The sequence below is a fragment of the Streptomyces sp. NPDC045021 genome, from assembly GCF_056432645.1.
Map to the genome: position 1 here is coordinate 137,684 of NZ_JBWKIQ010000017.1, position 17,926 is coordinate 155,609.

Annotated in this window: 15 protein-coding genes and 1 rRNA gene; 8 read left to right on the forward strand and 8 right to left on the reverse strand. The window is 70.0% G+C overall.

Annotated features, from left to right (window positions below):
• The first annotated feature begins 68 nt into the window (after positions 1-68).
• Positions 69-1,616: an FAD-binding oxidoreductase gene (locus tag AC07DC_RS36550; RefSeq protein WP_478918922.1), complete on the forward strand. Its 1,548-nt coding sequence runs from the start codon at positions 69-71 to the stop codon at positions 1,614-1,616.
• Between the two features lie 55 nt (positions 1,617-1,671).
• On the opposite strand, the gene AC07DC_RS36555 is transcribed toward AC07DC_RS36550, so the two are convergent.
• On the reverse strand, positions 1,672-2,346 hold the full coding sequence (locus AC07DC_RS36555; RefSeq protein WP_478918923.1) for a phosphatase PAP2 family protein: 675 nt from the start codon (positions 2,344-2,346) through the stop codon (positions 1,672-1,674).
• A 186-nt stretch (positions 2,347-2,532) separates the two neighbouring features.
• On the reverse strand, positions 2,533-3,540 hold the full coding sequence (locus tag AC07DC_RS36560; RefSeq protein ID WP_478918924.1) for a C40 family peptidase: 1,008 nt from the start codon (positions 3,538-3,540) through the stop codon (positions 2,533-2,535).
• Between the two features lie 321 nt (positions 3,541-3,861).
• On the opposite strand from AC07DC_RS36560, the gene AC07DC_RS36565 reads away from it, so the two are divergent.
• The 6 genes from AC07DC_RS36565 to AC07DC_RS36590 all read left to right on the forward strand — a co-directional run bounded on the left by AC07DC_RS36565 (position 3,862) and on the right by AC07DC_RS36590 (position 11,125).
• Positions 3,862-4,170, forward strand: a complete 309-nt coding sequence (locus AC07DC_RS36565) for a hypothetical protein (protein WP_138358463.1) — start codon at positions 3,862-3,864, stop codon at positions 4,168-4,170.
• Between the two features lie 80 nt (positions 4,171-4,250).
• Entirely contained in the window at positions 4,251-5,075 is an 825-nt protein-coding gene (locus AC07DC_RS36570) for a hypothetical protein (RefSeq protein WP_478918926.1), read from the forward strand.
• Complete coding sequence (locus AC07DC_RS36575; protein ID WP_478918927.1) at positions 5,065-6,399, forward strand: hypothetical protein; 1,335 nt, start codon at positions 5,065-5,067, stop codon at positions 6,397-6,399. Before AC07DC_RS36570 ends, AC07DC_RS36575 begins: the two co-directional genes overlap by 11 nt.
• Positions 6,396-7,940 carry an SCO6880 family protein gene (locus AC07DC_RS36580; protein WP_478918929.1) on the forward strand — a complete coding sequence of 515 codons (1,545 nt, stop codon included), beginning with the start codon at positions 6,396-6,398 and terminating at the stop codon, positions 7,938-7,940. The genes AC07DC_RS36575 and AC07DC_RS36580 overlap by 4 nt, the downstream gene beginning before the upstream one ends.
• A gap of 19 nt (positions 7,941-7,959) precedes the next feature.
• The gene (locus AC07DC_RS36585; protein ID WP_164295100.1) at positions 7,960-9,363 is read left to right on the forward strand and encodes an ATP-binding protein; all 1,404 of its coding nucleotides are present in this window, start codon (positions 7,960-7,962) and stop codon (positions 9,361-9,363) included.
• Between the two features lie 97 nt (positions 9,364-9,460).
• Complete coding sequence (locus tag AC07DC_RS36590; protein ID WP_478918947.1) at positions 9,461-11,125, forward strand: TraM recognition domain-containing protein; 1,665 nt, start codon at positions 9,461-9,463, stop codon at positions 11,123-11,125.
• A gap of 66 nt (positions 11,126-11,191) precedes the next feature.
• Here the strand turns inward: AC07DC_RS36590 and AC07DC_RS36595 are convergent, their stop codons facing one another.
• The 4 genes from AC07DC_RS36595 to AC07DC_RS36610 all read right to left on the reverse strand — a co-directional run bounded on the left by AC07DC_RS36595 (position 11,192) and on the right by AC07DC_RS36610 (position 15,828).
• A complete protein-coding gene (locus AC07DC_RS36595) occupies positions 11,192-12,274 on the reverse strand; it encodes a LacI family DNA-binding transcriptional regulator (protein ID WP_478918931.1) in 1,083 nt (360 codons plus the stop codon).
• A gap of 123 nt (positions 12,275-12,397) precedes the next feature.
• Positions 12,398-14,056: an extracellular solute-binding protein gene (locus AC07DC_RS36600; protein ID WP_478918932.1), complete on the reverse strand. Its 1,659-nt coding sequence runs from the start codon at positions 14,054-14,056 to the stop codon at positions 12,398-12,400.
• A gap of 33 nt (positions 14,057-14,089) precedes the next feature.
• Positions 14,090-14,977 carry a carbohydrate ABC transporter permease gene (locus AC07DC_RS36605; RefSeq protein ID WP_478918933.1) on the reverse strand — a complete coding sequence of 296 codons (888 nt, stop codon included), beginning with the start codon at positions 14,975-14,977 and terminating at the stop codon, positions 14,090-14,092.
• On the reverse strand, positions 14,974-15,828 hold the full coding sequence (locus AC07DC_RS36610) for an ABC transporter permease (protein ID WP_478918948.1): 855 nt from the start codon (positions 15,826-15,828) through the stop codon (positions 14,974-14,976). The genes AC07DC_RS36605 and AC07DC_RS36610 overlap by 4 nt, the downstream gene beginning before the upstream one ends.
• Positions 15,829-16,137: 309 nt before the next feature.
• Here AC07DC_RS36610 and AC07DC_RS36615 point away from each other — a divergent pair, with 309 nt between their 5' ends.
• Complete coding sequence (locus AC07DC_RS36615; protein WP_478918935.1) at positions 16,138-17,142, forward strand: hydroxyacid dehydrogenase; 1,005 nt, start codon at positions 16,138-16,140, stop codon at positions 17,140-17,142.
• 96 nt (positions 17,143-17,238) lie between these two features.
• On the opposite strand, the gene AC07DC_RS36620 is transcribed toward AC07DC_RS36615, so the two are convergent.
• Complete coding sequence (locus tag AC07DC_RS36620) at positions 17,239-17,748, reverse strand: GNAT family N-acetyltransferase (RefSeq protein WP_478918936.1); 510 nt, start codon at positions 17,746-17,748, stop codon at positions 17,239-17,241.
• Positions 17,749-17,838: 90 nt separating this feature from the next.
• Positions 17,839-17,926, reverse strand: a 5S ribosomal RNA gene (rrf, locus tag AC07DC_RS36625); the annotation flags it as partial.

The window sequence follows — 17,926 nt, forward strand, 5'->3', positions numbered from 1 at the left end:
GGCCCGCGGCGGGTAGGAGGGTGAGCAGTCGCCCGCCGACGGCGGGCCCCGGGCAGGAGGCTGCGGCCGTGAACCGACGAGATGCGCTCCGCGCCGGATACGGCGTCGCCGCGTCGACGTGGCTGGCCGGCTGCGGCGCGAGCCACGGCGACGACGCGAAGCCGCCGAGCCCCACCCGTACCCCGGCCGCCCCGAGCGGCTCCGGCTCCACCACCGCCACCCCCAGCTCACCGCCGGACTGGCCGGCCCTGGCCAAGGGCCTGACCGGCGCGCTCGTCCGCCCGGACGACAGCGCGTACGACACGTCCCGCCGGCTCTACAACACCCGCTTCGACGGGCTGCGTCCCGCCGCCATCGCCTACGCCTCGGGCCCGGACGACATCCGCGAGTGCCTGGACTTCGCCCGCCGCTCCCGGTCGGTCCGGCTGTCGGTCAGGAGCGGCGGCCACTCGTACGCGGGCTGGTCCAGCGGCGGCCAGGACCACCTCGTCCTGGACGTGTCCCGGCTCAACTCCGTAGCGACCAGCGGCACGGCCGCCACCGTCGGCGCCGGCGCGAAACTCATCGAGGTGTACTCCCGGCTCGGCGAACACGGCCGGACGATCCCCGCCGGCTCCTGCCCCACGGTCGGCGTCTCCGGCCTCACCCTCGGCGGCGGCCATGGCGTGCTCAGCCGCTCGTACGGTCTGACCTGTGACAGCCTCACCGGCGCCACCATCATCACCGCGGACGGCAAACAGCTCGACTGCGACGCGACCGCCAACTCCGACCTCTTCTGGGCGCTGCGCGGCGCCGGCTGCGGCAACTTCGGCGTCGTCACCGAGCTCCGCTTCGCCACCCATCCCGCGCCCTCCGTCGTGGTCGGGTACGCCACCTGGCCATGGAGCCGGGCGGCGGCCGTCGTCCGCGCCTGGCAGGAGTGGGGGCCCGACCAGCCGGACCAGATCTGGTCGGCGCTGCACCTGGAAGGGCCGGCGGGCGGCTCGCCGACGGTCTCCCTCGCCACCCTGTCGACCGGCTCGCGGACCGATCTGGCCAATGCCGTTGACCGGCTCGCCGGGGCCGTCGGGGGCGGTTCGCCCTCGTTCTCGACGCACCCGCACTCGTACATGGAGGCGATGTTCTCGTACGCCGGCTGCTCGGGCCTGTCCACCGCCGAGTGCCATCTGCAGCCCAAGGGCCGGTTGAACCGCGAGACGTACACCGGCCGTTCCGACTTCTACGACCACTCGCTGGCGCCGGCCGGCATCCAGGCCCTGCTCGGACAGGTCGAGCGGCTCGGCTCGCTCTCCGGCGGCGGCACCGGCAGCGTGGCGCTGACCGCCCTGGGCGGCGCGGTGAACCGGGTCGACCCCGGCGCGACGGCGTTCGTCCACCGCCGTTCACGTTTCCTGGCGCAGTACATCGCCTCGGACGCCCTCAGCCGGACGACCTGGCTGGACACCCTCTACGGGGCGATGCGCCGCTACGCCTCGGGCTCCGCCTACCAGAACTACACGGACCCGGCCCTGAAGGACTGGCGGCAGGCCTACTACGGCAGCGCCGCGACCCGTCTGACGGAGCTGAAGAAGAAGTACGACCCGGACCGGCTCTTCGACTTCCCGCAGGCCCTGTAGGCCCTGTAGGTCCTCCGGACCCGTTGCGGGGGCCGGCAGGCCCAGCCGTGCGGCCTCAGGCCGCCAGGTCCTTGTCGTACGCGGTGGGCATCGGGTACGCCCCACCGCGCCGCGCGGGAGACCGGACGAGGCCGCGCAGCCGGGACCGGGCCATCGCCGTCGTGACGGGCGTCAGCAGCGCCATCGCGAGCGGCGCGAGCAGCAGCGCCGTGGCCGTACCGAGGGCAAAGCCGCCGATCACGTCGGTCGGGTAGTGCACGCCCATGAAGACCCGGCAGAAACCCTCGGCGAGCGCGATCAGTATGGCGACGAGGCCCACCTTGCGGCTGACCATGAACAGCCCGACGGCCATGGCCATGGTGAGCGTCGCGTGATCGCTCACGAACGAGAAGTCGCTCTTGCCCCTGATCAGGACATCGAGCCCCTCATGGTCCACGAAGGGCCGGGGGCGCTCCACCAGTCCGCGCACCGGGATGTTGAGCAGCAGCGCGATCCCGGCCGCCAGGCCGGACCACACCACCCCGGCGACCGCGGCGGGCGCCTGCTCGCTGCGCCGCGCGACCCGCCACCAGCACCAGCCGGCCAGCATCAGCATCAGCACGATCAACCCGTACTCGCCGATGAACTCCACGGCGCGGTCTACCCAGTGCGGGGAGTCCTTGGCAAGGCCGTTGATGTCGCGCAGCAGGCCCAGGTCGGGGTTCGAGCCGTCGGTCGCGTGCTCTGCCATGTGGTGGTGCCCCTTACCTGATCCATACTCCGGCCCCGCTGCTGGCCTCCAGGCCATGAACGCCGTTTCTTCTCGCCATTCTCCCTGTGCAACGGCGCACACGGTACGTAGCGTTCCGGTCTCTACCGGATGATCACCAGGAAGTTATCCAAGAGAGATCGGAAAGCGCATCCAAGGGCCAAAGCCTCACGCGGAGCTCGTAGTCGGCAGCGCCTGCGCGCCGTCCTTCGTCACGCGGGTCCCACCGATGAAGTCCGGTGTGTCGATCTTGTCGAAGCGGATGACCGCCCCGGTGTACGGGGCGTTGATCATGTACCCACCCCCGACGTACAGTCCGACGTGGTGGATCGACCGGGGATCGGTCAGGTCGTAGGCGAAGAAGACCAGGTCGCCCGGGAGCAGCTCGTCCCGCTTGGGATGCGGCCCCGCGTTCCACTGGTCGTTGGCCACCCGCGGCAGCTCGATACCGACCGATTCGTAGGCCGCCTTCGTCAGCCCCGAGCAGTCGAACCGCCCGCCCTGGTCGGCCGTCCCGTTGCCGCCCCACAGGTACGGCGTGCCGAGCTTGCTCTGCGCGTAGTAGATCGCCGCCGCGGCCTGCTGGGAGGGCGCCACGCGCCCCACGGGCGCGGCGAAGCTCTTCTCCAACGTCCTGATCGTCTTCACGTAGTTCTGCGTCTCGCGGTACGCCGGGATCCCGCCCGCGTGGATCACCGCGTACGCGCCCGCGTTGTACGCCGCGAGCATGTTGTCGCTGTGGTCCCCGGGCACGTCCTTCACGTACTTGGCCAGCTCGCAGTCGTACGAGGCGGCCGACGGGATCGCGTCCTGCGGGTCCCACACATCCCGCTTCCCGTCCCCGTTCCCGTCCACCCCGTGCGACGCCCAGGTGCCCGGGATGAACTGCGCTATGCCCTGCGCGGCGGCGGCGCTCTGCGCGCGCGGGTCCCAGCCGCTCTCCTGGTACAGCTGTGCGGCCAGCAGCGCCGGATTGATCTCCGGGCAGAGGTTGCCCCACTTCTGCACGATCGACTGGTACATCGCCGGCACCGCCCCCTTGGCGAGCGTGACCGACCCGCCGTTCCCGCCGGCTAACCCCGCCGCGGCCGAGAACGTGCCGATCACCAGCAGCGCCATGAACGAAAGACACAGCCCGAAGCCGAGAGTGACGGTGAGCCAGACCTTCTTCGCCATCAGCCATGCCCTCTCAGGAGTGATGTCCGGGCCGCGGGGCACGGGTGGTGACAGTGCGCCAGACTTTCCGCAGCATTACTCCGCGCCTTCGTTCCAATCGTTGCCCTACGGTGACGCCCGTGATACACAGAGTAGTCGTCTACGTCCCATCGAACACCGGTCCGTGCAACATTCTGGACGCTGCGGTCCGGATCACACGGGGGATCCGTCGAGAAAGTCGCCGAGTCGACAAGAACCGGTTGACACATCGGCCAAGATAGACCCTGGACCCTTGCGCCCCGGCGAGGGCTCCAACTGACCGAGCGGGGTGGTGAGTTCCATATGTTCCTGGCAGCCACAAAGGGCGACATCAACACCATTATCGGTGGCATCGCCCCCAACTGGGGACCCTTCGGGTCCTTGGGGAACGAAGCACGCGTGATGATCGAAGTGGTGATGGCGGTAGCGATCCTGCTCTGCCTCGCCATCGCGATCTGGGGCGCGGCCAAACAGCGGATCGGCGCGACAGCCCTCCGCGACACCTTCAGCGCCGAACAGGGCAAGGGTCTGATCATCGCCGGGCTGACCGGCGTGTTCATCATCGGATCCCTCGGCACGCTGTTCACCATCGTCTACGGCATGGCCGTGTAGTCGTGTAGCCCAGAGCCAGCCTGTCCCATGTCCCCGGGAGCCCGTCCCAGGCCCCCTCCCCCACCCGAGGCTGCGTGCTGATGCCCACTCACCCCAGCAGCGATACCGGCCAGGACGGCCCACCGACGCGCACCCGCATGCCCGAGGGCCACGGCGGGCACGGCGCCGCGACACGCCGCACCAAGCCGAGCCGCGCGCTGGTGACGGTCCTCGGCGTCGTCGTCCTCCTTGTCGCCGTGATCGTCCTCGCCAACCGGGGCGGTGGCAACACCGCCTCCGACGGCGCATCCACCGGCGGCACCAAGGGCACCAACGCGAACCCCACCGCCCCGACGGGCGAAAAACCGGTCACGGGCAACAACGCGGGGATCGCGTCGGGCTTCCCGAAGACGGAGCAGGGGGCGCAGTCCGCGGCGGCGAACTACGCGGTGGCGCTGGGGGGTGACGGGATGTTCAAAACCGACCGACGGCATCAGATCGTGGATGCCGTCTACACCGCCGACGCGGCGGCCAAGCTGAAGAACGCCCAGGACCTGGCCTACTCGAAGGACTTCCTCGGCAAGCTGGGACTGAACAAGAACGGCGACGCGCCGAACGGCATGACGTTCATCTCCCGCACCATCCCGGTGGGCACCAAGACGCTGGAGTTCAACGGCGACAGCGCCAAGATCGCGGTCTGGTACACGGCCCTGATCGGCATGGCCGGGCAGGGCTCCACCGACCCGGTACGCACCAACTGGCAGACCTGGACCTTCAACCTGCGGTGGTCGGGCAACGACTGGAAGGCGGTCTCCGACTCCCAGACGGACGGTCCGGCCCCGGTCCCCGGTGATGTGCCCGCCTCAAGTGCCGACGACATCACCAAGGCGGTCGAGCAGTACGGAGGCTTCACGTATGCCAGGTAGCCCGCGCCGTCGCACCGCCTCACGGATCACCGTAATGGCCGGTGTTCAGGCGGTCATCGTCCTCCTGGCCGCCCGCGCCTACGCCGCCCCGGCGCCCACGCCCACCCCCGCACCCACCACGTCCACCGATCCGTGCTCCATGCTGATCGGCCCCGCCAAGGACTACTGCGAGAAGGGCAAGGGCGGCGGAGGCGGTCCCTCCAACCCCCTCCCCGACACCCTCGACCCCCTCAGCGCGCTCGCGAAGGGCTGTGCCGACGCCGCCTCCTGGGTGATCACCAAGCTCTCCAAGGCGATCACGTCCACCACGCAGGTGGACTTCACCAACACCACCTTCCTGCGCCAGTACGCCGTCGTGTTCGCCGCGTCGACCATCCTCACCCTCGTCCTCTGGCTGCTGGCCGTCGCCAAGCGGGCCGTGCGCGGTGTTCCGCTGACGGAAGCGTTGACGGAGGCCGTGGGGTTCCTGTGGCTGACGGTGCTGGCCTCGGCGTTCACGCCGCTGGTGCTCTACACGGTGGTGTCGGCGACGGACGCGGTGACGGACGTGATCGCGGCAGGTACGTCGTCGAACACCAACACGTTCTTCGGGAACTTCTCCGCGGCCCTCGCCAAGGGCAACGGCATCGGCGGCGGCCCGATCATGCTGATCGTCGTGTCGATGGTGTCGGTGCTGGCCGCCGGCGTGCTGTGGCTGGAGCTGGTGATCAGGGCCGCGCTGCTCTACGTGGGCGCGCTGCTCGGCACCGCGGTCTACTCCGGGCTGGTCGACAAGAACATGTGGGGCCATGTCCGCCGCTGGGCGGGCATCATGATCGCGGTGATCCTCGTCAAACCGGTGATCGTGATCGTGCTGGGCCTGGCGGGAGCGCTGAGCGCGTCCGACGGGCCGAACTCGTTCTCCGCCGTCGTCTCGGGACTGGCGATCATCCTGCTGGCGATCTTCGCGAGCTTCATGATCTACCGCTTCGTGCCGGGTTTCGGCGATGACGTCGTGAGCCTGAAGAACAACCGCAAGGAAGCCGGCGGCGCCCAGGCCGCCGCCGTGATCTCCTCGCCCGCCGCTCTGGTGAAGCAGGGCATCAAGACGCACAGCGCGCGCGGCGGACCACAGGAGCAGGCAACCAGCGGGGGCTCGCAGCCGTCCAACCCCGTGTCCGGCGGCGTGGCCGCGCACGGCAGCCGGAACGGCAACCCCGGCCCGAGCGGCGGCGGAGGCGGCGGGTCGAACGGCGTCCCCGCGGCTCCCGCGCCCCGCACCACGCCGGACCGCGGGAACAACAGCAACGGCAACGGAAACAAGCACGGAGGTGATCGCCGGTGACGTCCCAGCCCTTCACCCAGCCGCGCCGCACGTATCTGATCGGCAAGGCCCGTCCGAACGCGATCGTCGGCAAGAACCGGGAGACCGGGGAGATCGCGCTGATCGTCGTCGGCGCGTTCCTGGGCATGATGTGCGGCCTGCTGGTGCCGATACTTCCGTTGCGCATCCTGACCCTCGTCGGGTGGCCGCTGCTGGCGTTCGCCGCCGTCTACATGCCGTACCGGCGCCGCACGTTCTACCGCTGGTTCGAGATCAACCGCACCTACCGCCGTACGCTGCGCCGCTCCCCGGCGTACCGGTCCGCGGTCACCGAGGCCGGCATCGGGCTCGACGGGCGCGAGGTCGAGGTCGGGCCGCCGCCCGGCATCGGCCGGATCAACTGGCTCTCCGCGCCGTTCGGCCCCGACGAGATCGCGGTGCTGCTGCACGTCGACCGCAGGACCGTGACCGCCGCGATCGAGATCGAGGGCCCCGGCGTCGGGCTGCGCGACAGCGAGGACCAGGAAGCCCTGGTGGAACGGTTCGGCACACTGCTCAAGCACGTGGCGAACGGCGACGGATACGTCACCCGCCTCCAGATGCTGGCCCGCACGCTGCCCGCCGACCCGGACGCACACGCGAAGGACGTCTCGCTGCGCGGCGACCCGCAGGCCGAGACATGGCTCAAGGACTCCTACGAGCAGCTGCAGTCGATGGTGTCGACCTCCTCCGAGCAGCACCGCGCCTATCTCGTCGCCTGCATGCACTTCACCCGCGAGCTGGCCGCCGAGGGCCACGCGCTGGCCCGCGCGACGGTCACCCGCCGCTCCGAGGTCGACAAGGACGCGGGACTGGCCGCCGTCATGGCCCGCGAGCTGACCGACATCTGCGCGCGGCTCGCCGAGGCGGACATCCGGGTACGCCAGCCCCTCGGCCAGGCCCGGCTGTCGTCCCTCGTCCACTCGATGTACGACCCGGACCACCCCATCGACCACATCCAGGCGATGACCCGCCGCAACGCCTGGCCGGCCGAGCTCGATGCGACGGAACCGACGTATCTGCAGGCCAAGACCCGCGAGTCGTCCACCCGCGCGCCCTGGCACCACTCCACCGCCTGGGTGAAGGAGTGGCCGATGACGCCGGTCGGCGTCAACTTCCTCGCCCCGCTGCTCGTCCACACCCCGGACGTGATCCGCACGGTCGCCGTCTGCATGGACCTCGAACCGACCGATGTCGCCATCGAACGGATGCTGACCGAGAAGACCAACGACGACGCGGACGCCAGCCGCGCCGCCAAGATGAACCGGGTGATCGACCCGCGCGATGTCGCCCACCACGGGCGCGTCGACCAGCGCGGCGAGGACCTCGCCAGCGGCGCCGCCGGCGTGAACCTCGTCGGCTACATCACCGTTTCCTCCCGCTCGCCCGAAGCCCTCGCCCGGGACAAGCGCACGATCCGCGCGTCAGCGGGTAAGTCGTACCTGAAACTGGAGTGGTGCGACCGTGAGCACCACCGTGCGTTCGTGAACACGCTGCCGTTCGCGACCGGAATCCGCCGCTAACAGGAGGCCCATCATGCCCATGCTGGACCCCCTCGCCGCGCTCACCGACGCGTTCACCGGCTTCCTCTTCGGGAAGGTGGAGTCGACACGGCTGCCCGTCCGCACCTCCACCGGACAGGCGCAGGCCGTGTACCTGCCCACTGCGGCTCCCGGCCTCGGCGACTCCGGCGTGATCATCGGACGCGAGGTGTACTCCGGCAAGGGCTACATCTACGACCCCTTCCAGCTCTACGGCCAGCAACTGCCCGCCCCGCACTGGCTGGTGCTCGGCGAGTCCGGCAACGGCAAGTCCGCGCTGGAGAAGACGTACGTGCTGCGCCAGCTGCGCTTCCGCGACCGCCAGGTCGTCGTGCTCGACGCCCAGGGCGAGGACGGCGTCGGCGAGTGGAACCTGATCGCGAAGGCGCTCGGAATAACTCCCATCCGGCTGGACCCGATGGCCGCCCTCAACGGCGGCATCAAGCTCAACCCGCTCGACCCGGCGATCGCCGCGACCGGGCAGCTCGCGCTGCTCCGCACGATCATCGAGGTCGCGATGGGGCGCGCCCTGGACGAGCGCTCCGGCTTCGCCCTCAAGGTCGCCCACGCGTACGTCACGGAGACCACCACCGAGCGGCAGCCGATCCTCACCGATATCGTCGAGCGGCTCCGACATCCCATGCCGGACTCCGCCGAAGCGATGAACGTCGATGTCGACGACGTCCGGGCGTGGGGCCTGGACGTGGCCCTCGTGCTGGACCGGCTGGTCGACGGTGACCTGCGCGGCATGTTCGACGGCCCGACGACCAACGGCATCGACCTGGACGCGCCACTGATCGTCTTCGACCTCTCCCACATCGACCGCAACTCGATCGCCATGCCCATCCTGATGGCCATCGTCGGCGTGTGGCTCGAGCACACCTGGATCCGGCCCGACCGGGTCAAGCGCGTCTTCCTCGTCGAAGAGGCGTGGCACATCATCAACAGCCCGTTCGTGGCGCAGCTCTTCCAGCGGCTGCTGAAGTTCGGCCGCCGGCTCGGCCTGTCCTTCGTCGCGGTCGTCCACCACCTGTCGGACGTCGTGGACGGCGCCGCCGCCAAGGAGGCCGCCGCGATCCTGAAGATGGCGTCCACGCGCACGATCTACGCCCAGAAGGCCGACGAGGCGCGGGCGACGGGTCTGGTCCTCGGGCTGCCCCGGTGGGCGGTCGAGATCATCCCGACGCTCACCCCGGGTATCGCGGTCTGGGACGTCAACGGCAACGTCCAGGTCGTCAAACACCTGATCACCGAGTCCGAACGTCCGCTGGTCTTCACCGACAGCGCGATGACCCAGTCGTCCGTCGACCACACGGCCCAGGTCGAGGCGGAGGCGGTGGCCGATGCGGCCGCGGCCGCGGAGGTCTCGCTCGCGAAGCAGTTGGCCGACGACGCGGTGGCCTGACGTGGCGGCGGAGCGGCGCGGGGCCGCCGAGCGGCGGCAGACCGAGGGCGGGGTTCCCGACGGGCTGATCCTCGGGATCCTCGGCTTCCTGCTGGGCATGACCATCATGGTCTGGACGGCCACCGGCATCGCGGGGCTCTTCGCCCACGGCCGGTGGCCCACGGCGGTGCACTTCACCCGCACCCCGCTGGCCATGCGCCACCTCATCGGCGACCCGCACGACGTCGTGGGCGCCTGGCCGGAGTCCCCGCCGCCCGAACTCCCGGGCTCGGGGCTCTTCTGGGGCATCTTCATCGGCCAGTTGATGGTCCTCTTCGTCCTGACCGTCTTCCTCATCGGCGTCCTCACCCGCTACCGCGTCGTCCGCGCCAACCGCCGCGCGGCCCGCGCGGCGACGGCTGCCGCCGCCAACGAAGACGCCCGCGCCTCCGAGCCGGAGCACTCCCAGGACATCGGCGCCGTCCCCCCGCCCCGCCGTCGCGAGCCCGACTTCGAGGCCGAAAGCGATCAGGAACGCCCGTCCGAGCGGCAGCCGGCTCCGGCACCGGCCGTACCCACTGCGTACGAAGCACAACCGGCCGCCGACATTCCCACGGAGCCACACGGCCACGGCACCCCGGTCCACGCGGAGTTCGCCCCCGTACCGGCCGGCCACGGGGTCCCCGTACCGCAGGACGCCGCCGTCGCCACGGGACACGGGATACCGCCGCTCGCCCCGCCCGCGGCCGACCCACTCACCGGCGGTGAACTGACCCGTACGTACGCCCTGTTCGCGTCACCGCGCGGCGACAAGGCCAAGCGGGCCGTGGAGCCCGCGATCCTGAACGCCGCGGGCGCGGTGATCGTCACGACCGCCGACGCGGAGACGTACCGCAGGACCGTCGGCAACCGCAGCAAGCTGGGTCCGATCGCCGTCTACGACCCCGCGCATCTGATCGACCTTCCGGGACGGCTGCGTTGGGCGCCGCACACCGGCTGCGAGGACGCGCCGAAGGCCGCGACCCGCGCCGCGGCGCTGCTCGCGCCGCTGCGGCCGACGAGCAGCCTGGACTCCCTGACGTTCGCGGCGGCGGAGACGCTGCTGCGCTGCTGGCTGCACGCGGCCGCCGTCGACGGTCTGCCGTTCCGTCAGGTGCACCGCTGGGCGGCGGGCGGGGCGGCCGGCGGCGAGGCGGTACGGATCCTGCGTACGGCGCGGACGGCCGCGCCCGGGTGGAGCGGCGAGTTGGAGTCGATACTCCACGCCCACCCGGAGCGCCGGGATGCCGCGCAGGCGCTGATACACCGGGGGCTGGAGTGCCTCAACTCGATCCATATCAGGGACGCCTGCAATCCCGGTCGAGCCGGTGCACCGGATTGGGAGTCGTTCGTCTCCGAGCGGGGAACGCTCTACGTGGTGGGTGAAGCGATCGAGGATCCACGAGCCCGCCCGGGTGCGATGCCACTGCTGACAGCACTCGTATCGAGCGTGGTCGAGCACGGCCGGTCCATGGCTGCGAGGTCATCTGCCGGTCGGCTCGACCCACCAACCACGCTGGTCCTCGACGACATCGCGGCGCTGGCTCCGATCCCGGAGCTGCCCGGGTTGTTGGCCACCGGCCGGGCCGACGGGCTCCCGGTGCTCGCGGTGTTCCGGTCGCCGGAGCAGGCCAGGGACCGCTGGCGGACGGCGCTGTGGCAACAGGCGGATGTGCGGCTCTCGTTGGGCGACACCGGCGGCATGGTCGCCGACGAGATCCCGGACGCGGTCCGGCTCGGCTGAGGCCCCCGGCCCCAGGCGCGAGCATCCGGGCCCGCACCACCACAACAGGACCGCCCGGCAGGGCGATCACCCCCGCGGCGCCCGCCCCACCGAATCGCGCACCACGATGTGCGTGCCGAGCAGATGGCGGCGCTGCGCGGGCCCGGCCGACACGTCCTCGGACAGCGCGATCCTGACCGCCTCGCGGCCCAGCTCGTACGACGGGATGTGCACGGTCGTCAGCGGCGGGTTGAGGTCCTGCGCGAATCGCTCGTTGTTGTAGCCGACGACCGACACGTCCTCTGGGGTCCGCAGCCCCGCGTCCCGCAGCGCGGACATCGCACCGGCCGCGACCAGGTCGTCACCCGCGAAGATCGCCGTGAACTCCGGCCTGCCGCCGGACGCCGCGAGCATCGCCCGCACCGCCGTGTAGGCGTTGTCCCGCCCCAGGCCCGATCCGGAGATCTGCGCCGGCTCCGGTTCCAGACCGTGGTCGGCGAGCGCGCGCCGGTATCCAGCGAGGCGCGGCTCGAACGTGCTGTGGCCGGGGATCCGGCCGAGGAACAGGATCCGCCGATGCCCGGCCGACAGCAGATGGCTGGTGATCGCGTAGGCGCCCGCCTCGTTGTCGTATTCGACGACGAGCACCGGCATGTCGGGCGTGGGCGCCGGACGGCCGCACAGCACCAGCCGGGACCCGGCCGCCGACAGCGCGTGCGCGTACTCGTTCAGCCGGGCGCGGTACGGCTCGTCCTCGACGGCGCCGCCGACCAGCACCACCACCTCGGCGCGCTGCTCGCGCATCATCTGGACGAGCGCCAGCTCCCGCGCGATGTCCCCGCCGTGGCTGCACACCAGGCAGAGCCGGCCGCGGGCCGCCGCCTCCTGCTCGACGCCCTGGGCGACCTCGGCGTAGAACGGGCTGTCGACGGCCTGCACGATGACCGCGACGGTCTTGGGACCGGTCCCCGCCAGCGCCCGCGCCCGCGCGTCGATGACATAGTCCAGGTCCTTGACCGCCCGCAGCACCTTCGCGCGCGCCGCGGCGGACGTCGGGTAGTTCCCCGCCAGAACCCGCGAGACCGTCGCGACCGACACGCCCGCCCGCTCGGCGACGTCCCGGATGGTGACCCGACGCTGACCGCCGGCCCGTGATGCTGCTTCCGTCATGCCCGCATGCCCGCCGTCCGATTCCGTGCGCCCCCGCCCCGCGCTGCCGCCCAGCGTAACCGTGCCACGCCCGGCGGCAGCGCCCTCCACACCCACTGATCCGCACAGCGGATCCACGCGCCCTCAGTTGTTGGCGGCGTAGTCCCTCGCCAACTCGTCGGCCATCTTCGCGCGGCCGTCGTTGCGCATCTTCTTGACCACCGCATCCCATTCGCCGATCGACTTCCGCCCGGCCACGATGCTCATCACGCTGTCCTTCAGATACTGGTCGATATTGGCACCTACCCGGCTCAGCGTCGCCGACTGCAGCCCGAAGCGCGGATTGCGGACCATCAACGGCACGGCCTTGACCTGCCACGCGTGGTTGATCCGCACCGCCTCCGGCTGTCCGGGGATGAAGAGCACCTGCGGCGCGTCGCAGAGGTACTTGAACGGCAGGTTGGTGTTGCCCTCCAGCAGGCCCAGGTCGTTCAGCTTCGGCGACCCGTCGGCGCCGCGGCTGAAGTGGGTGCCCTCGATGCCGAAGTGCAGCAGCTCGTACTCCTTGCTGCCGAACGGCGAAGCGAGGTAGTCCAGCACCCGCAGCATGAGCTTGATCCGGTCGTTCGACGCCTGCTTCAGCACCGTGTAGCCGAAGATGTTGCGCGCCTGCTGGATCGCCGGCTTCGCGCCGCCCGAGCCGCTCGCGCTGTACGGCAGCGCCACGTCCAGGTCGAACTTCCCCTTGATGCCCTGGACGTTGCTGATCAGCGCGCCGAAGCCGTCCGTCATCGAGCCGACGGTGCCGTTGTAGAACTGCGTCTTGAGGTCCACCTGCGAGGTCGCCGAGGCGTTCGGCTCGTACACGCCCGCCGCCCGCAGCTTCGCCATGTACTCGATGGCCGCCCGGAATTCGGGGGTGGCGTACGCGTCGGTGAAGGTGCCGCCCTCCACCTTCCACTCGTACGGCGCCCCGAACGCCATCGTGTGCACGTTGATCCCGAAGACGCTCTGCTGCGAGGCGCCCAGCGCGTACGTCCTGCCTTTGGTCGCGCCCTTCGCCACGGCCAGGAAGTCGTCCGCCGTCCAGCCGTCCTTCATCCCGGCCCCGCCGAACAGGTCCTTGTTGATCCACAGCTGGTTGCCCGGCTTGGAGCGCTCCACCGGCACCCCGAAGATCCGGCCGCCGATGCGGCCCATGTCCTGCCAGGCGTACGTGGGGATGTTCGCCAGGTTCGGGTACTGCTTGACGGCGTCGCCCGACAGGAACTCCGACAGGTCCGCGCACTTGGCCTGCACGAACTCGGCCTCGCGCGGCAGCACGTACCCGCCGCCGATGTTGATGATGTCCGGCAGGTCGTCGCCGGCCATCAGCGTCGCCATCTTGTTGGGGTAGTCCGAGTCCGGGACGACGGTGTACTCGATCTTCACCCCGAGCGCCTCGTTGACCGCCGTCCAGAACTTGTTCTGCGCGGCCGCCTTGGGCGGCGTCCCGTACGTGATGGTCAGCACCTTGATCGTGCTGCCGTCACCCGGCTTGGCGGCGACCGCCTGCACCAGGTTCTTCGGGTAGGAGGTGAATCCGGCCTGCACCCCGTTGGCCGAACCCGGCAAGTCCGGCGCCGGGCCCTGGAAGGGCAGATGCGTCGGCCAGCCGACCAGCTTCTTGCCCGCGTTGGAGACGTCGTGCCCGCTGGAGGACGAGGACGAACAGGCGGTGAGTACGGACGGGAGAGCGAGGGCAGCGCCACCGGCAGCGATCGAGCGCAGCAGGGTACGCCGCGAGTACGACGAGGAACTCAACGGAGGTGTCCTTTCGGAGGGAAGACGAGGAGCTCAGCTCTTGATGGCGCCGGTGAGCACGCCCTTGGTGAAGTACTTCTGCAGGAAGGGGTAGACGATGAGGATCGGCACGGTGGCCACCACCAGCACGGCCATCTGGATCGTCTGCGGCGCGGAGACCATGCCCGCCTCGCTCACCCCGGTGTCGGCGATCTGCGCACCGTTGATCACATAGGTCCGCAGGACCTGCTGCAGCGGCCAGTGGTCGGAGTTGAGATAGATGGACGCGTAGAACCAGGCGTTCCAGTACGAGACCGCGTAGAAGAGCCCCACGACGGCCAGGGCCGCCTTGGAGAGCGGCAGGACGATCTTCCGCAGCACCATCCAGTCGCCCGCGCCGTCGAGCCGGGCCGCCTCGTACAGCTCCTCGGGCACCGACTGGAAGAAGCCGCGCAGCACGATCAGGTTGAAGACGTTGATCAGTACGGGAGCGACGAGCGAGGAGTAGCTGTCGAGCATTCCCAGCCCCTTGACCAGCAGGAAGCCGGGGATCATGCCGGGCGGGAAGAGGAACGTGAAGAGGATCAGCAGCAGCACCGGGCGACCGCCGAAGACACCCGGGCGGCTCAGCGCGTAGGCGAGTCCGATCGTGCACGCCAGGCTCACCGCCGTACCGACGACCGTCACCCCGGCGCTCACCATCAGCGCGTGCCCGACGATCCCGCCGTCGAAGATCTGGTGGTAGGCGCGCAGGGTCGGGTGCTGCGGCCACAGCACCCAGCCGCCGTTGTCCACGACCTCCTGATTGGAGGCCAGGCTGGTCGAGACGATGATCAGGAACGGGACGAGGACCAGCGCCACGACCGCCGTCAGCGCCACGGCCTTCGCCGCCCGCGTGACCGGCCGCGGCCTCTCCATCCAACTGGGGCGGACGGCGCTCATCGGTACACCCCCTGCTCCCCGAGACGATGAGCGATCTTGTTCGCCGTGTAGACCAGCGCGGCGCCGACCAGGCCCTTGAACAGCCCCGCCGCCGCGGCGAACCCGAAGTCGCCGCCGATGATGCCCTTGTAGTAGACGAAGGTGTCGATGATCTCCGCCGCTTCCGGCCCCACCGCCGGGCGCTGCAGCAGCATCTGCTCGAACCCGACGGACAGCACGTCGCCGAGCCGCATGATCAGCAGCAGTACGACGATCGGTCGCACGGCGGGCAGCGTGACGTGCCAGAAGCGCCGCCACGGCCCGGCGCCGTCGATCGCGGCCGCCTCGTACTGCTGCTCGTCGACCTGGGCGAGCGCGGCGAGGAAGATGATCGTCCCCCAGCCGGCGTCCTTCCAGATCACCTGTGCCACCACCAGCGGCTTGAACGCGTCGGGGTTCCCGATGATGTCGACGCTGTGCAGCCCGGCATCGCCGAGCGCGCTGTTCAGCAGGCCGGTGTCGCCCAGCAGTTGCTGGAAGAGCGCGACGACGATGACCCAGGACAGGAAGTGCGGGAGATACGCGACGCTCTGCACGAAGCGCCGGACGCTGTCCCTCGTCAGGCTGTGCAGGAGCATGGCGAGCGCGAGCGGGACGGGGAAGTAGAACGTCAGCTGCAGCAGCGCTATCCACAGGGTGTTGACAACGGACGCCCAGAAGTCGGTGTCCTCGAACATCCGCTGGAAGTTCTCCAGCCCGATCCACTGGCTGGCCCAGAGCCCGTCGAAGGGCACGTAATCCTTGAACGCGATGACGTTGCCGGCCATCGCGCCGTAGTGGAACAGCAGGAAGTACCCCAGCCCCGGCAGCATGAGCAGCAGCAGGACCCGGTCCTTGCGAAACCGCTTCCACCGCGAGTCCTTGCGGGGCGGCCCGCCCGGTTCTCGCACCGGCCCTTCCCGTTCCTGCTGTCCGACGGGCGCTGCGACCGCATGGCTGCGGCCGGTGGCGCCCTGGTTGGCTATCGCCATCGCGTCCTCCCTGACGGTCAAGGTGGGAGGAAACTAAACCGGTTACTACGTGAGGTCAAGACCCTGAGCCTGTGTCCTTCTTGACCTGGAGGGCTGGCAGCCCTAGCCTCCGATCAACATCAAGTAACCGTTTACATCGTGGGGGTTCTCATGGCGGACCGACCGACCGCAGTCCTGGCCATGCGCGCGGACGTGGTCGACGCGGTACTCCCCGCCGATCTGCGGGCCAGGCTCGAGAGCTGCGTACAGCTCCATCCCGACGTCATCACCAGCGGTTTCGACACCCTCGCGGCCCGGTCCGCGCTACGCACCGCGGACCTGCTGATCACCAGCTGGGGCTGCCCGCTCATCGGCCCCGACACCCTGGCCGCCGCACCCCGGCTGAGCGCCGTCGTCCACGCCGCAGGCACCGTGAAACACCATGTGCACCCGGCCGTCTGGGGACGCGGAATCTCCGTCTCCTCCGCGGCCGACGCCAACGCGGGCCCCGTCATCGAGTTCACCCTGGCCACCATCGTGCTGGCCGCCCGCCGCACCCTCAGGACCGCCGCCCAGTACGCCGGCGGCGACCTGCCCGGCTTCGGCGAGCGCCAGGGCGGGGACGGGGCGACCATCGGCGTCATCGGGGCGTCCCGTATCGGCCGCGGGATCATCGACCGTCTCACGACCGCGAGCGCCGACTACCGCATCCTGCTCGCCGATCCCTACGTCTCCGTGGAACGAGCAGCTGAACTGGGAGTCGAGCGGGTGGAGTTGGACGAGCTGTGCCGGTCCTCCGACATCGTCACCGTCCACGCCCCCGACCTGCCCGAGACGCACCATCTGCTGGATGCCCGCCGACTGGCCCTGCTCCGCGACGGTGCCGCGCTCATCAACACTGCCCGCGGCCGGCTCATCGACACGGACGCCCTCGTCCGCGAATGCTCCACCGGCCGTCTCGACGCCTACCTGGACGTCTCAGATCCGGAGCCGCTCCCCCACGGTCATCCGCTGTTCGGCCTCCCCAACGTCCTGGTCACTCCGCACATCGCCGGCTGCCAGGGCAGCGAGGTCCGCCGGCTCGGCGCCTACGCCGTCGACGAGGTACGGCGTTGGACCCGGGGCGAGCGTCTGTTGGGCGAGGTCAGCGCGGCCGACCTGGAGCGCATCGCGTAGACCCGGGGTGCGGGGGGCTCAGGCGGATGCCGATGCTCAGGAGGGGTGTTCAGGAGGTGGTGGGTGTTCAGGAGGTGGTGGGTGTTCAGGAGCTGGTCAGGAGGGACGCGGGAGCTCCATCTCGTACTCGGTCTGCGACTCGTCCAGCGGGAACGCCATCGTCTCGCCAGTCCTGGTGAACCCCAGCCGCGTGTAGAACGCCTGCGCCCGCGCGTTGTCCTCGTGCACCCACAGCCGAACGCGGCCGATCTTCTCGGGCAGCTCCCAGGACCAGTCGATCGCGGCCTGCAGCATCCTCTCGGACAGCCCGTTGCCGCGGCCTTCCGGCGCCATGTAGACGCCGACGATGTGGGTCTGCGGAACGGGGAACGCGGCTCCCACCTCCACCAGCACCGTTGCGGAACCCACCCACTCGCCGGCCTCGTTGACGGCCACGAATCCCGGGGTGGTCCCTCTGCGCTGCCACGTCTCCTCGGGGAAGGCCGCTTCCGTCTCGTAGGTGTTGACGAAGGCCACGCTGCTCGCCGGATCCAGAAGCGCGGCCAGCCTCAGCTGCTTCCGCTGCTGCCACTCGTGCGGCTTGGTGGCACGTATCTCGTATCCCATACGGCGATCGTGTCAGCCGTCCGGGCAGCATCGCAACGCAAAAAAACCTCAGGCCCGAGATCAGAGATCTCGGGCCTGAGGCTAATGATTGTTCGGCGGCGTCCTACTCTCCCACAGGGTCCCCCCTGCAGTACCATCGGCGCTGAAAGGCTTAGCTTCCGGGTTCGGAATGTAACCG